The organism is Streptomyces cellostaticus (assembly GCF_023630175.1).
In the GTDB taxonomy this organism is placed as follows: domain Bacteria; phylum Actinomycetota; class Actinomycetes; order Streptomycetales; family Streptomycetaceae; genus Streptomyces; species Streptomyces cellostaticus_A.
On the sequence record NZ_JALLIN010000002.1, the window covers coordinates 188,838 to 204,890 of the forward strand.

The 16,053-nt window shown below is 68.1% G+C and carries 8 protein-coding genes; 6 read left to right on the top strand and 2 right to left on the bottom strand.

From position 1 onward, the window contains the following. Positions 1–24: 24 nt before the first annotated feature. The gene (locus MXD57_RS02025; protein ID WP_250399490.1) at positions 25–393 is read right to left on the bottom strand and encodes a hypothetical protein; all 369 of its coding nucleotides are present in this window, start codon (positions 391–393) and stop codon (positions 25–27) included. Continuing rightward, positions 393–2,858, bottom strand: a complete 2,466-nt coding sequence (locus tag MXD57_RS02030) for an AAA family ATPase (RefSeq protein ID WP_250399491.1) — start codon at positions 2,856–2,858, stop codon at positions 393–395. The genes MXD57_RS02025 and MXD57_RS02030 overlap by 1 nt, the downstream gene beginning before the upstream one ends. Positions 2,859–3,202: 344 nt before the next feature. On the opposite strand from MXD57_RS02030, the gene MXD57_RS02035 reads away from it, so the two are divergent. The 6 genes from MXD57_RS02035 (at position 3,203) to MXD57_RS02060 (ending at position 16,044) form a co-directional block, all read left to right on the top strand. After that, a complete protein-coding gene (locus MXD57_RS02035) occupies positions 3,203–5,440 on the top strand; it encodes an N-6 DNA methylase (protein WP_250399492.1) in 2,238 nt (745 codons plus the stop codon). A 90-nt stretch (positions 5,441–5,530) separates the two neighbouring features. Continuing rightward, positions 5,531–7,540, top strand: a complete 2,010-nt coding sequence (locus MXD57_RS02040) for a type I restriction-modification system subunit M (protein WP_250399493.1) — start codon at positions 5,531–5,533, stop codon at positions 7,538–7,540. Next, the gene (locus MXD57_RS02045) at positions 7,537–8,883 is read left to right on the top strand and encodes a restriction endonuclease subunit S (RefSeq protein ID WP_250399494.1); all 1,347 of its coding nucleotides are present in this window, start codon (positions 7,537–7,539) and stop codon (positions 8,881–8,883) included. The genes MXD57_RS02040 and MXD57_RS02045 overlap by 4 nt, the downstream gene beginning before the upstream one ends. Before the next feature lie 138 nt (positions 8,884–9,021). Next, on the top strand, positions 9,022–11,157 hold the full coding sequence (locus MXD57_RS02050; protein WP_250399495.1) for an AIPR family protein: 2,136 nt from the start codon (positions 9,022–9,024) through the stop codon (positions 11,155–11,157). A 183-nt stretch (positions 11,158–11,340) separates the two neighbouring features. Next, positions 11,341–14,535: a type I restriction endonuclease subunit R gene (locus MXD57_RS02055; protein ID WP_250399496.1), complete on the top strand. Its 3,195-nt coding sequence runs from the start codon at positions 11,341–11,343 to the stop codon at positions 14,533–14,535. Between the two features lie 201 nt (positions 14,536–14,736). Next, positions 14,737–16,044 (top strand): hypothetical protein, encoded by a 1,308-nt coding sequence (locus MXD57_RS02060; RefSeq protein WP_250399497.1) that lies wholly within the window; start codon positions 14,737–14,739, stop codon positions 16,042–16,044. The last annotated feature ends 9 nt before the right edge of the window (positions 16,045–16,053 follow it).

Sequence of the window (16,053 nt, forward strand, 5' to 3'; positions counted from 1 at the left end):
CAGAGACCTGCTGGTAACAAACAGTCAGGTGGTCAACGTCCCGGCCAGCTCGCCGACCTCCGTCCGCCAGGCGCGAACCTGGTCGTGCGTGGGGCCGATCTCGTACTGGTGGTAGTGGCATCCCAGGCAGAGGTGCGACCAGACGGCGTTGGCGCGGCGAGCGGTCTCCGCCGCGGTGTAGCAGTGGAGGCACAGCATCTTGGCCCGCATCGTGGTGCCGGCGAGCCCTGGCACCGCGGCGTCGAGCACGCGGTCGATGGAGAGCTCGAGAGCGGTCCGCAGAGCGAGGGAGGCTCCGCGGTGCCGGCCGGCGGCCGTGGCGCCCGTACGCGCGGCAAGCAGCTGATCCGCCGTGAGCAGGAGCTCCTCGACCGAGGTGGTGGGAGTGCTCATCACGCGGTCACCCCCGGCTTGCGCACCTTCTGCGCCATGATCTCGATGTCGTCGACGAAGCGGTGAGGGTCGGTGATCTGCGCTCCCGTGGAGTGGGAGCCGTTCTGGCACTCCTTGAGGAGGTCCACCGCACGCGGCCCGCAACGGGTGCGCAGTTCCCGGTAGACGCCGCCGGTCCGGCCGGCGTCGCCGAACAGGGCCAGTGCCGCGACCTTCATGAGCTTGTCGGCGCTGCCGACGGCGGCCTGCAGCTCGCCCTCGGGCGCGCCGGAGCGGTGATGCCGGATCCAGGCGGCTTCGAGGAACGCGTTCTCCAGGGCGATACGGCACAGGCTGGGCAGCACGTGGGTCCGTGCCGCCGTCGGCAGGTCACTGGTACTGGCGAGGGCCCGCGCGTCGTCGAGTGCCCGCCGTACCGGGTCCGTCACCGGCTTGACCTTCACCTTGGACGACTTGGCCCGCTCGACCTCGAACACCGTCACGGGCAGATCCTGGCTGGTGAACGCCCGCTGGAGCCGGGTGTCGTGGGTGAAGACGACGACCTGCCGGTGCTCGCCGAGCTCGTGCAGGACCTGGGCGAGTCCGTTGACCTTGGCGGGGTCCATGGACTGCACGGGGTCGTCGATGACGATGAAGCCGAACGGGCTGTCGGCGGTGGCGGCCCGAGGCAGGAACAGGGACAGCGCGAGGGAGTGCTGCTCGCCCTGGCTCATGACGCCGAGAGCCGAGGCCTCCTGGCCGTCGACGGTGACATCCATGACGAGCTTGCGGACAGTGGCCTTCTCGCTGCCCTTCAGGCTCACGGCCTTGAGATCGATGTTGCTCTCCTGGCGGAGCCGCTCCCAGATGCGCTGCGACTGGTCGGCGAAGCCTTCCATCCGCTGTTCCCGCAACTCGGCGGCCAGCGCCTTGATCCAGGTGCTCGCCTTCCTGATGTCCCGCAGCCGGGGCTTGTTCGCCTCCACGGCACGGGCCCTCTCCGCCCAGCCCGCCAGGCGGGTGACGAGCCCGCGCCAGCGTTCGTCCCGCTTCTCCAGTTCCCTGACGGCGTTCTCCTTGACCGCGGCGCAGGCATCGGCCAGGGTCGCGGCGGCCTCGTGGGCGCGCTGGGCGAGCTCGCCGGGATCACTGGTCGTCCGGCAGGCGGTCCAGGCGCGCCACGGGTCGGCCAGGGCGGCGGGGATCCGGCGGGGCGTGTGGACGAGGTCCTGCACGGCCCGCGCGGCCGATCGGAGTTCGCTGCGCGCGCCCGCGGCGGCCTCCGCCTCCTGCCGCAGTGCGGCGATCTGGGCGACGGCGTCCGCGACCCATGCCGGGTCCAGCATCCCGTCGGTCCCGCACACGGGGCAGGCGGCCGCGTCGGGGTGACGGTCGTGGTGCGCCACAGCCCGTTCGAGGAGTTCCGCACGCCGCAGGGCGTCCTCGGCTCCGGTGCCGCGCAGGGCCTCGGCATCGGCGAGGGCACTGCGCAGGCGGTCCAGGGCCGCGTGGACCTGCGCCATCTCGGGTCCCTGCACCTCTGCCTCGGCGCGCAGCCCGGCGAGCAGGCCATCGTCCCCGTCGGTGGGCAGACCGGCGACGAGGGCTTCGACAGTCGCGAAGTCGGGCGTTCCCGCCGTGTCGACGGCGACGAGTGCCTGCACCGCGCGCTCGTCGTCCTCCAACTCGTACAGCGCCTCTTTGAGGCCCGGCAGCTCCGCCTTCGCCGCCTTGTCCGCGTCTTCGAGCGCCTTGGCCTCCTGGCGGAGCCGGCCGTCGGCGGCGCTGAGCTGCCCCAGGCCGAGGATGGTGGCGATGGCGTCGTACATCTCGGAGGGCTTGCCACTGATCATGCGGTCGAGGTCGACGTACGACAGGAAGGGACGGAAGTCCCGCAGGGCCTGCTTCCAGTCCGCCTGGTCGAGGGGGGCGCGGCCGTGCCCGGGTCGCCTGAGCTCGGCCTGGGAGGCGCCGAAGTCGTCGCCCTCCCAGGTGCGGGTAAGGGTGCTGCGGCCGGTGTCGCCCGCGACGGCGAGCTTTACCTCGATCTCCGGCCTGCCGTCGGTGTCGTGGAGGTTGCGCCAGTTGCTGCTGCGCATCGCGTGCTGCCCCTGCCAGCGCAGGTTCACGCCGGTGAAGGCTGTCTCGATGCCCTCGGCGATGCTGGACTTGCCGGAGCCGTTGCGACCCACGACCAGGCTCACACCGGGTCTGGGGCTGAGCTTCAGCCAGGCACGCGGTCCGATGCCGCGGAACCGGGCGACGGCGACGGACTCGAGGTAGATCCGGCCGACAGGGGAGGTCCCCCGATGCTCGCCGTCACCCATGGCCTCCTTCAGGAGCACCTTCACGGGCTCGGTGAGCGCCTCCTTGGCCAGGCGGGCCTCCACCAGACCGGCCACGGGCACGGGCTGGTCGGCCGGGGCCGGACGGGCGGGGTCGGTGGGGTGGTGCGCGTTCTGCCGGGGCTGTTCCGTCACGGTCATGCGGGTTCCTCCCGTGCGTGCGGTGAGTGGCGACTGCGGTGCGGAATGGACGCGGAGTGGACGGCCCCGAGGTATGGCGTTGCGACGGAAAGGGACCGGGAGAGATCGGATGCGTGGCGCGGTACGGCGCCAGGACGCTTCACGGTGCGGTTGCGGAGTCACGGCGCATGCTTCCATTCGGAAGCATGACCAGATAAGCACAACAATGAAAGCACCGTCAAACGACTTGATGAACTTGACGACTGTTGTAACGTGTTAACCGTCCCTGTCCGACTGGCCCGAGAGGTGCGGAACTCCACGCCATGCCCCAGCAGCCACCAGCCCGACCGGCGCCCTCCGCACATGTGACAGCCGCCGAGATCTCCCGCATCGCAGGGGTCACACGCGCCACGGTCAGCAACTGGCGCCGCCGCCACGACGACTTCCCGGCACCCAGCGCGGGCACGGAATCCAGCCCGCTCTACGACCTGCCGGCCGTCCAGGCATGGCTGCGGGGACGCGGGCACACCTCCACCGCCTCGCCGACCGAGGAGCTGCGTACGGCGCTACGGCTGCTGGGACCCGGCTCGGGTGTGGCGGCGCGGCTGTTCCCCCTGGTGGCTGCCGCGTCCCGCCGCACACAGGAGGAGCTGGCCGAACTCGCCGCCGTGCCCGACGACCAGCTGCTCGCCCGAGCGGAGAAGGCCGCGGGCGAGCTCCCGGCCACCGTGCCCGAGGCCGAGCCGGTCCGCTACGGCCCGGACGACGCGGGCGCGGTCCGCGCGCTGCTGGGCTGCGTCCGTGAGGCGGGGGTCCAGGCCGCTCTCGACGTCCTCGCCGAACGCGAACTGGACGAGGGCGCCGCCAGCGGCGTCTACCAGACCCCGGAGGGTCTGGCCCGGCTCATGGCACGGCTCCTGCCCGCCGACGTGTCCCGCGTCCTCGACCCCGCCTGCGGCAGCGGAACGCTCCTCGCCGCCGCCGCCCGGCAGGGCGCGCGGGAGCTGTTCGGACAGGACTCGCTCCCCGTCCAGGGCCAACGCACCGCGGTCCGGCTGCTGATCGCCGCACCCGAGGCCGAGACGGCGATCCGCGTCGGCGACAGCCTGCGCGCCGACGCCTTCCCCGACGTCACCGTGGACGCCGTCCTGTGCAACCCGCCGTTCGCCGACCGCGACTGGGGTCACGACGAGCTGGCCTACGACCCGAGGTGGGCGTACGGGGTCCCGCCGCGCTTCGAGTCCGAACTGGCGTGGGTGCAGCACGCCCTCGCACACCTGGAGCCCGGCGGCCACGCGGTCATGCTGCTGCCGCCCGCCCTGGCTTTCCGCTCCTCCGGCCGCCGCGTCCGCGCGGAACTCATCCGCGGCGGGGCCCTGCGCGCCGTCGTCTCCCTTCCGGCGCGTGCCGCGTATCCGCTCCACATCGGCCTGCAGATCTGGGTGTTCCAGCGCCCCGAGCCGGGCGGCACGGACCGTACGGCGGTGCTGTTCGTCGACGGCGAGGGCGAGCAGCGGGACGGTACCGTGGGCATGCCGTCCGCCACCGGTACGGCGACGGCGGGTGCCGGCATCCGCGGCGGCTCGCGCTCCCGCCGGTCCGGCTCTTCCACTTCCGCCGCCTCCGCCATCACCTCTTCGGCCTCCGCCGCCACCTTCGACTGGGAGTGGCTGTCGGAGCGGGTCCTCGGCCAGTGGGCCGCGTTCACCACCGCCCCCGACACCTACGCCGACGAGCCCGGCGTCGCCCGCGCGGTGCCGCTCGTCGACCTCCTCGACGACGTCGTCGACGTCACCCCGGCCCGCCATGTCCGGGCGACCGCGGCCGACATCGACCCGGCGACCCTGGCCCGGCGCGTCCACGACCTGCACGACCAACTGGCCGAGCAGGTCGCAGCCCTGGCATCCGCCTCCGCGTCCGGCGGCTGGCAGCCGTCCGGAGCCTCGGCCCGCGAGTGGCGTACGGCGACCGTCTCCGACCTGGCACGCGGCGGCGCACTGACCGTGCTGCGGGCGGCGACGCCCGGCACCCGCGGCTCCAAGGGCTCCGCCGCCCCCACCGTGGACCGGCCGGTCCTCACCTCCCAGGACGTCTCCACCGGAAACCCCCCGTCCGGCGGGGCCGTGGACCTCCACGCCGACGCCGCGCAGCCCGTCGCCGCCGGGGACGTCCTCGTCCGCGCCGTCGCGAGCGGCGGCAACCAGGCCGCGATGACCCGGGTCGCGGACGACCGGGACGCCGGAGCCCTGCTCGGTCAGCACATCCATCTCCTGCGTCCCGACCCGGCCCGACTCGACCCGTGGTTCCTGGCCGGGTTCCTCGGCGCCGACGACAACATCGCCTCCGCGTCCACCGGCTCCACCCTCGTGCACGTCACACCGGGCCGCCTGCGCGTACCGCTGCTGCCGCTGGAGGAACAGCGGCGCTACGGGAAGGCGTTCCGCCGCGTGTACGAGCTGCGCGCGGCCGTCCGCCGAACCGCCGACCTCGCCGCCGACACCGCGGCCACCCTGACCACCGGCCTCACCGCCGGCGTCCTCCTGCCACCGGACACCCCGAGGGGCCCGGATACGCCGGGCGCCCCGGACAGCCGTTCCGTCTGAAACGCCCCACGCGTCCCACCGCACACGACCACACTGGATCCCTGCCGTCCCCCGCCCGGACGGCGCTCTTCGGAAGGAAGCCGGGACCTCTTGAACAGCAGCAAGCACACGGAGTTGGCGAACCACGCCTGGTCCGTCGCCGATCTCCTGCGCGGCGACTACAAGCAGTCCGACTACGGCAAGGTCATCCTGCCGTTCACCGTGCTGCGCCGCCTGGAGTGCGTCCTGGAGCCGACACGCGAGAAGGTCGTCGAGACCGTCGCCAGGTTCGCCGGCCAGGACATCGACACCGGCCACTTCCTGCGCAGGGCCTCGGGCCACTCCTTCTACAACAAGAGCGACCTCACGCTGCGGAAGATCGCGGCCGACCCGCAGAACGCGGCGAAGAACCTGCAGATCTACGTCGGCGCCTTCTCCGACAACGCCCGCGAGGTCCTCGACAAGTACGAGTTCAACCAGCAGGTCAGGAAGCTCGACGGCGCGAACCTGCTCTACCAGGTCATCGGCAGGTTCACCGACCTCGACCTGCACCCCGACGTCGTGCCCAACCACAACATGGGCTACATCTTCGAGGAGCTGATCCGCCGCTTCGCCGAGCAGTCGAACGAGACCGCGGGTGAGCACTTCACCCCGCGCGAGGTCATCAAGCTGATGGTGAACCTGCTGGTGGCGCCCGACGCGGACGCCCTCACCGTGCCGGGTGTCGTCCGCACGGTCATGGACCCGGCCTGCGGCACGGGCGGCATGCTCAGCGCCGCCGACGACCGCATCAAGGCCCTCAACCCGGACGCGACGGTCGAGGTGTACGGGCAGGAACTCAACCCCGAGTCCTGGGCGATCTGCCGGTCCGACCTCATGATCAAGGGCCAGGACCCGGAGAACATCCGCTTCGGCAACTCCTTCTCCGACGACGGCCACACCCGCCGCAAGTTCGACTACATCCTCGCCAACCCGCCGTTCGGCGTGGAGTGGAAGAAGGTCAGGGAGGAGGTCGAGTACGAGCACAAGTCGCTCGGCGACGCCGGCCGCTTCGGCGCGGGCCTGCCGCGCATCAACGACGGCTCGCTGCTCTTCCTCCAGCACATGATCTCGAAGATGAAGCCGGTGGACGTGAACGGCGGGGGCGGCTCCCGTATCGCCATCGTCTTCAACGGCTCCCCGCTGTTCACGGGCGCGGCCGAGTCGGGCGAGTCCAACATCCGCCGCTGGATCCTGGAGAACGACTGGCTGGAGGCGATCGTCGCCCTCCCGGACCAGCTCTTCTACAACACCGGCATCTCGACGTACTTCTGGATCCTGACGAACCGCAAGGACAAGGACCACAAGGGCAAGGTCGTACTGCTGGACGCGCGCGACCAGTGGGTGAAGATGCGCAAGTCACTGGGCGACAAGCGCAAGGAGCTGGGCGACGGGACGAACGGCCGCCCCGACCACATCGGCGACATCACGCGGCTGTACGCGGAGGCCGTCCAGGTTGCCAAGGACCCCGAGCACCCGCTGCACGGCAAGGTCAAGGTCTTCGCCAACGAGGACTTCGGCTACCAGCGCATCACCGTGGAGCGGCCGTTGAAGCTCCGCTTCGAGGTGACGGAGGAGACGCTGGCGGCGCTGGCGGAGGCCAAGCCGGTGGCCAAGCTGGAGCGGAGTGAGGAGTTCGTGGCGGCGGTGCGTACGCTGCTCGGCTCGACCTGGGCGACCAAGTCCGACGCTTTCATCGCGCTCAAGGACGCGGTGGTCGCGGCCGGCCTGACGTGGCCGTCGGGAGCGCCGTTCGCGAAGGCGGTACGGGAGGCGGTCGGGGTCCGGGACCCGGAGGGCGAGGTCCAGAAGGTCAAGGGCGCGCCGGAACCGGACACGGACCTGCGGGACTACGAGAACGTTCCGCTGGGCGAGGACGTCGAGGAGTACCTGAAGCGCGAGGTGCTGCCGCACGTGCCGGACGCGTGGATCGACCACACGAAGACGAAGATCGGCTACGAGATCCCGTTCACGCGGCACTTCTACGTGTACAAGCCGCCGAGGCCGCTGGCGGAGATCGACGCGGAGTTGAAGTCGCTGGAGGCGGAGATTCAGGGGCTGCTCGGGGAAGTGACCCAGTGAACACCTCAGCCGTCACGCCGCCTTCCCGCAAGCCCTCTGGAACCTACGAACTTGTACGCCTCGGATATGTCGCACGCTTGCAGAACGGGCTGACCGTCGACGCCAAACGGGACGTAACAGGTGACGTCGTCACCAGTCCGTACTTGCGTGTCGCCAATGTCCAAGCGGGGAGCCTCAACCTCGAATCAGTCACCGAGATCACTGTGCCTCGAAGTGTGGCCCAGCGCAGCACACTCCGTCCAGGTGATGTCCTGATGACCGAAGGAGGGGACCTGGACAAGCTGGGCCGTGGGACTGTCTGGCGGGGCGAACTTGACCAGTGCCTGCACCAGAACCACATCTTCGCGGTCCGCCCCGATCCACAGCGACTCAGCGGCCGATTCCTCGCCTACGTGACCCAGTCCCTTTACGGCCGCCACTATTTCGAGAGCACCGGCACACGAACCACAAACCTGGCTTCCACCAATAGCAGCAAGATCCAGAGTTTCCCTCTGCCGCTTCCCCCTCTGGATGAGCAGCGCCGCATCGCCGACTTCCTCGACGCCGAGACCGCCCGCATCGACCGTCTCTGTGAACTACGCAAGCACCAGCTAGAGTTGCTCAACGAGGCATCCTTCAGGCGGATCTACGATGCAGTTCGCGGAGCTCATGTTGAGGGAAACCGAAAAGACAGCGGCCTTAAATGGCTGGGTACCATTCCTTCTGATTGGCGAATTGGCAGCGTCTCGCACTATTTCGAGGTCGAGCTCGGCAAGATGCTCAACCAGGAACGTGCCCACGGACAACACATGCGCCCGTACCTCCGTGTGGCGAACGTCCAGTGGGACCGGATCGATGTCAGTGACCTCGCCATGATGGACTTCCCACCAGAGGAGCAGGCGCGGTACCGCCTAAAGCCGGGTGACCTGCTCGTCAACGAGGGTGGAAGCTGGCCAGGAAGAGCGGCGATCTGGGACGGGGAAGTCCCCGAGATCTACTACCAGAAGGCACTGCACCGCATTCGCGCTCGTGGTGCAGAACTCCCCCGGTGGCTCTATTACTGTCTCGTTGTGGCTGAGCGGCTCAAAGTATTTCAGGTCCAGGGAAATACCAGCACGATGACGCACCTCACGCGTGAGGGTTTGCGGCCTCAAAAGTTTCCATTTCCTGAACCAGATGTGCAGGGCGACCTGGTGGCGCAGCTCGACCGAGCGGCGAGCCGAGATTTCGAGTTCCGTCGACTACTGGACAGCCAGGTTGCACTCCTGACAGAGCGCCGCCAGGCCCTCATCACCGCCGCCGTGACCGGCCAGTTCGACGTATCCACCGCCAGCGGAAGAGGGATCCAGAATTGTTCGGCGTGATTCCCTGTGCCGCACGGGCAGCGGCCAAGAAGGCATGGTTGCTAAATGCCAGTGAAGTACGCCTTTCAGTGCCTGCGGCATTCATCATACAGGGCATGCTGATCACTGTATTCGCGTCAGTGAAGAATGTGGGGGACGATGAGTATCGCTAGGGATGCAGAACGTTTCGCCCGTCAAGTTCGCATCGCGTTGGAACGTGACTACGAGCAGCATCTGGACATTGCCGACGTTGCGGCACTGGGCGAGGCAGAACGCACTCCGCGGGTGAGATCCCGGGCCTTGAGCGCACTGGCCGTGCGTGCGGTAACAGGTTTCACCGCCGAAAACGCCGCAGCGTGTGTGATCGACGGCGGGAAGGATCAGGGACTGGATGCCATTGCGATTACTACCAACCCCGCCCACGTCTATCTGATCCAGTCAAAGTGGAGCGATACAGGTAAAGCCAGACTGGATCGCGGCGCCGCGCGCGACATGATCGTCGGGCTCGACCTCATAGACCAGGAACTGTTCGATCGGTTCAACGCTCGTGGGGAACGGCTCGCCGAGGAGGCCAGCCGGTTGATGTTCGAGGAAATGGCACCTGCCACGCTGGTCGTTGCTCTCATGGGGACCGACAAGCCCGGGCCCGGCGCGACGCAAATGTTCGAGGACGCACGGCACAAGTACAATAAGAACGGCCCCTTCCTCGACGTGTGCTATCTGCACGCGGAGGATCTCGCCCAGCAGGTTCGTGCGGACTTGGCTCCGGCGCCCTTGAACCTCGAGGTCGAGATGGAACGGTGGCACAAGCACGATGGGCTGCACGAGTCGTTTCAGGGCATCGTACGGGTGGAGGACATCGCGAGCTGGTATCAGGGCCACGGCAGCCAGCTCTTCCATCTCAATATCCGCAACCCGCTCGGCGCTACGCGTACGAACGCAGGAATCGTCAAGACGCTATTGCAGTCACCAGCGAGCTTCTGGTACTTCAACAACGGCATCACACTGCTGTGCGACACGATCCAGGCCCGCTACCGATCTCAGTCTGCCCCGCAGGGCGGCCGGGTCGCCCTGACGGCTGTCAACGCCAGCATCGTCAACGGCGCGCAGACCGTCACTGCCATCGCCGAGGCGATAAAGACGGATCCCGGTGCAGCCGGGCACGCCTATGTGAGCGTGCGCGTGATCGCCACCCAAGGTGTTGCGGCGTTCGCGAAGGACGTGACCGAGGCGACGAACCTACAGAACCGGGTGGAGCCGCGTGATTTTGTCGCCCTCGACCTCGTCCAGAGCCTTATCCGGGACGACCTCGCAGCAGAGCTGGACAAGGAATACACGATCAAGCGCGGGGCTCCGGACCCGGCACCAGAGTCCGGGTGCTCGCTCGCTGAGGCCGCGGCCGCACTGGCCTGCTTCCATCCGGACGCCGCGCACTCCTCTCGATTGACCAAGTCCTCAGAACTCCTGTGGGAACGCGGAGTTCGCGGAACGTACGACGTGTTGTTCCGAACACGGCCTTCCGCCCACCTGGTTTGGCGGTCTGTGCTCACCGTGCGAGCTGTCCGTGCGGCGCTGCACGAGTCGCGTTCCACAAGAGAAGGCCGCGCTGCGGCTCTGGCCCAGCATGGTGCCTATGTCATCGCTCACCTCACCATGCAACTTCTTGGCAGGGACGACATCGAGGAGCCGGGATGCGACTGGGACATGGAGGTACTGCAGCGGGTCCCCGAGACCGCGAATGCAGTATTGGCGTGGCTCATCCACCACATCGATGCGGAGTGCGGCGAGAGCGCCCAGATCGGCAGGACGCTCGCGGACGCGGCCCAGGTTTCCAAGCTCGCCGGACTCGTACTCAGGGACGCCGGTACGGCGGCCGCCGTACCGGTGCTTCAAGCGGCGTACGTGAAGGTGCCGAGGCCCCGCAAGCCGCGACGCCCCAACACGGTGCCGTACCTCGTCACGGCGCAGGCCATCGCTGAAGGAACCGCGCTCGTTTACGACACGCCCTACAGCACCGAACGTGAGGCCGAAGAGCTGATCAGTTGGCTGGCAGCCGATCCGCGCCGCCGGCAGGCAACCTGGATCAACGACCGCAAGCGCCCGATCCTCTGGGCGGCGGACAAGACGCAGTACTCGCCGTCAGGACTCATCCGCGAGATGTGGCGACTCGCCGCCTGGAAGAAGCAGCCGGTCGCCAACCAGGGCACTACTCGGTGGCGTATAGAAGGGGGCGAGACGCTGTGGGAGTTGGCGCTGCGTCTGCAGTCCGCCGAGGACTCCCTCGAGAATGAGTAGCGCGGTAATGACAAACCAGACGCCGAGCCGTAACGGTCGGCTCCGAGGGACTCTCGGTTCATCAACCAGTGGCGGGCGGCACAGGCACTCCAAACACATCGATACTGCCGCCTTCCCCTGATGGAGGGCAGCACTTCGGGCACGTCCGGTTGTCTGGGGATACGAGAACGGGGACACGGCAACATGGCCATCCATCACGAGTCCGCCTTCGGTGACGCGATCGTCGCCGCCATGGTCGAGCGCGGCTGGCGCGAAGCGCGCCCGCAGGACTACCAGGCCGATCTCAGTCTGGACACCAATGAGTTGTTCACCTTCATCGGCGCGACCCAGCCCGACGAGTGGAACGAACTGCTCACCGTCTACGGCGGCGACCCGAACGAGGCGCAGCGCGGGTTCGCCGCCCGCCTCGACCAGGCCATCGCCACCAACGGGCTCCTCAACGTCCTCCGCAACGGCGTCAAGGACCGGGGCGTCCTCCTCCGCGTCGCGTACTTCAAGCCGAACCTCGTCGCCCACGACTCCGTGCTCGACGGCTACCGAGCCAACCGCCTCACCGTCGTCCGCGAACTCGAGTACGCGACGAAGCAGGCGGACTCGGGCAACCGGCTCGACCTCGCCCTCTTCCTCAACGGAATCCCGGTCGCCACGGCCGAGTTGAAGAACCCGCTGACCAAACAAGGGGTGGAGCACGCCAAGGAGCAGTACCGTACCGACCGCGACCCCACCGAGCTGATCTTCACGCGCCGGGTCGTCGCGAACTTCGCCATCGACCCGGACCTGGTCTTCGTCGCCACCCAGCTCAAGGGCAAGAACACCCGCTTCCTCCCCTTCAACACCGGCTCCAACGGCCCCGGTCAGCCGGGCGGCGCGGGCAACCCGGCCCCGACCGCCTACGGCACGTACGCGACCTCCTACCTCTGGGAGCAGGTCTGGCAGCCGGACAACTGGCTGGACCTGCTCCAGCGGTTCGTGCACCTGCACAAAAGCAAGACGCCCGGCGGCGGCACGACGAAGACGATGATCTTCCCCAGGTTCCACCAGTGGGACGTAGTCAAGAAGCTCACCGCGCATGCCTCCACCCACGGCGCGGGACACGACTACCTGGTCATGGCCTCGGCCGGCTCGGGCAAGTCGAACACCATCGGCTGGCTGGCCCACCGCCTCAGCGACCTGCACACCCCCACCGGCCCCCGCGAACTCGACCCCGAGGCCGTGGCCAAGGGCCTCAAGCCGGGCGTGCCGGTCTTCGACAAGGTCATCGTCATCACCGACCGCCGCAACCTGGACGCCCAACTCCGGGAAACGGTAGGCAATTTCGAGCAGACCGCTGGTCTCGTCGTGAAGATCGACGAGAAGCACGGGGCGAAGGGCGAGCAGCTCGCCAAGGCCCTCTCCCGCGACACCGGGAAGATCGTCACCGTCACGCTGCACTCGTTCCCGGCACTGCTCGACTACCTCCAGCGCAACCCCACCGAGATCCAGGGCAGCCACTTCGCGATCATCGTGGACGAGGCGCACTCGTCGCAGTCCGGCGACGCCGCCACCGCCGTACGTTCCGCCCTGCGCGACCTCGGCCTGGACTCCGACTCGGACGACGCGGGCGCAACCACGGTCAAGGCCGAGGGCGACACCCTGGACGAGCAGCTCAAAAAGAGGGCCGAACAGCGTTCCCGCGCCGCGAACCTCTCCTACTTCGCGTTCACCGCCACGCCGAAGGCCAAGACCCTCGAACTCTTCGGCGCGCTCCAGGACATCGACGGCAAGGCGACCTACCGGCCCTTCCACACGTACTCCATGCGCCAGGCGATCGAGGAGGGCTTCATCCTCGACCCGCTGCGCAACTACGTCACGTACAACACGTACTGGAAGCTGGTGAACCAGAACCCCGACGAGCGGGAGGTCGACCCGTCGAAGGCGAACTCCCTGCTCGCCCGGTACGCGCTGACCCATGACTCGACGGTCGCCCAGCACGCCCAGGTGATCGTGGAGCACTTCGTGGCGCACAGCCGGGGCCGCCTCGGCGGGCGGGCCAAGTCGATGGTGGTGACGGCCTCGCGGCAGTCCGCCGTGCAGATGGCGCGCGCCATCAAGAGCTACATCAAGGACCGGGACTACGACACCAAGTACCCCGATCTGGGTGTCCTCGTCGCCTTCTCCGGATCACTCACCATCGACGGCGAGGAGACCACCGAGCCGAAGGAGAACGGCGGCCTGTCGGAGAGCGCGCTGCCGAAGGCGTTCGCGTACACACGTGCCGACGACAAGGCCGCACGAGCCGGTGGTCCGGGCCGGCGCGAGTACAAGATTCTGGTCGTCGCGGAGAAGTACCAGACCGGCTTCGACCAGCCGCTCCTCACGACGATGTACGTCAACAAGACGCTGACCGGCATCTCCGCCGTCCAGACCCTGTCCCGGCTGAACCGGACCGCCGAGCGCAAGACCCAGGCCGACCTGGCGGTCCTCGACTTCGTCAACGACGCCGAGGACATACAGGAGTCCTTCCGCCCGTACTTCGAGGAGGCGAACACCCTCCCCTCCGACCCCAACCTGCTCTACACCGCGCAGAGCCGGGTCATGCAGGCGGCGATCCTGTCCGGGCAGGAGATGGACGAGTTCGCCGCCGCGTACTTCGCCGCCAAGGAGAAGGCGGCGGGCTCACAGTCCAAGTGGGAGAAGCTGCACGCCGAGTTGTACCGGCTGCTCTCCCCCGCAGTAGCCCGCTTCACTGCGCTGCGGGACAGCGACGACGAGGACGACCAGGAGACGGCGGAGGGCTTCCGCGCCGACCTCAACGACTACGTCAGGAAGTACGGCTTCCTCGCGCAGATCGTCCCGTACCGGGACGCTGAGCTGGAACGGCTGCACCTCTACGGCCGCTACCTCCTCAACCGGCTGCCGCGCCGCGCGGACGGCGGCGTGGACATAGGCGAGGTCGACCTCAGCCATCTGCGGGTGGAGAAGACCGGCGAGTACGACGTCTCCCTCACCCCCGAGGGGCCGGCGACGATGCCGGGCTTCGGCGACGGCTCGGGCGGCGCGAAGGAGGCGGAGAAGTCCCTGCTCTCCGAGCTGATCGAGAAGTTCAACGAACGGTTCGGTACCGAGTTCACCGAGCAGGACGTCATCCGCCCGTTCGAGGAGGCCAAGGCCGACCCGAAGGTGCGGGCGGCGGCCGTCGTCAACGACGAGGAGAACTTCGGCCTCGTCTTCGACAACGTCTTCGCGGACAAGATGGCCGACCACATCGACACCATCGCGGGCATGGGCCGCCAGTACTTCGGCCCCGACAAGGGCTTCAAGTCCAGCCTGGACCGCAGCGCCCGCAAGGCGGCCTGGCGGATGATCCGCCGCGAGGAGGGGCTGGACGACGACATCTGATGCGCACGCCCCGGCTGGACATGCCGGCCGGGCGCCCTTGACCTCGACTCGTCTGCGGTCTGGCGGCCGTGGGTGATCCGGTGGGTTGCCCTGGTGATCGTCAGTTCACCAGCAGGCAGCGCTGGTAACCGAGTGCACGAGGTTCGTGCCGTTCTTGTCTGATGTACGCCATAGGTTGTTGCCAAAAAAGAGGGGGAGACGATGGCTGAAGCCCGCAAGTCACTCGTTCCGGTGTGGACGCTGGCGACCGGTGACGTCCGGGTACCCGCATTGGCCGGAGACGAGCCGATGACGGCTGAACGCCTGACTGAACTACGCGGTGTGCTGGCCGCCCTGGCCGACTCGCCGATTGCCACGCTGGAGGTGCATCCGCTGCCCGACAGGCTCGACCGCAGCCGAGGCATCCCGCTCGATGCCGCGAGTCCCCTTGCGCAGCACCTGTCACAGTTCATCACGCAATCGACGCAAAGTTCCCTGACGGCGGCCAGAGCGACCGCTGCCGGCGAAAACCTGTATCGCATGGTGGTTCCGGCGAAGGTTGCCGCCCAACTCGGTCAGGGCATGGTCCGTCCGATGGCATCGAAGGCGGCGGCCGGTGGCATCCACAGTGCACTCATGAACTCGACGGGCATCGCCGCCAATGCGACGTTCGTGCCAGTCGGCAAAGTGGCCGCAGCAGGCGCAGTCGGCGGAGCCGGTGCGACAGCCGGCGTCGCGGCCGCCGGCAGTGTGGCGCTCACCGTGGCCGCGCCGCTCGTGCTCATGGCCGTAGCGGTAGGGGTGAGCGCGCACGCCGACCACAAGCGCCAGCAGGCCATCGAGCACATCACGGAACTGCTGGAGCAACTGCACAAAGAGAAACTCGAAGAGGAGCACAGCGAACTCGACGGCTGTCGGGATGCCATCGACAAAGCCACCGCCATTCTGCTCGACCAGGGCAAGCTCGGTGTCTCGCTAGGACTGGACTCGGCAGTGCACGCCATCAACACGGCGCTGGGCCGCGCCGACCGCCGCCTTGCCCAGTGGCAGAGCGCACTCGACAAGCTGCCCGACGGCAAGCCCGTCGAGATCGGCACGCTGACCAAGTCGTTCCCCGGCGTCGACGAGCATGGCGGCACGTTCCGCGCCCACCTCGAACTCGCCACTTTGGCCATTGCGCTGAAGCGACGGGTCGTCGTCCTGCAGGCCGTCGATCATGCCCAGGGCGACCCTGCCAACTTGTTCGAGAACTTCGCCCGCGCGCTCAAGCGCGACCAGCAGCGCCTCGACGAACTGGAGTCGAGCATCGCCGCTGTCCTGATACACCTTTCGGCGCTGGAGTTGGCAGGCCCGCAAGGTTGGCGGCCCGTCTTCACGACCGATGAAGTCGATCGTCTGATGCGCGCGGCATACCGCATTCGCAAGCTGGGCGACGGCGCCATGGTCAACAGCCGCTCGACGGACGTGGCGATCGAGATCGCCCGCGACAAGGACGGCTCGGTGGTCGTGTTCCCTGCGCTGCCCATGTAGGCGTAGGCG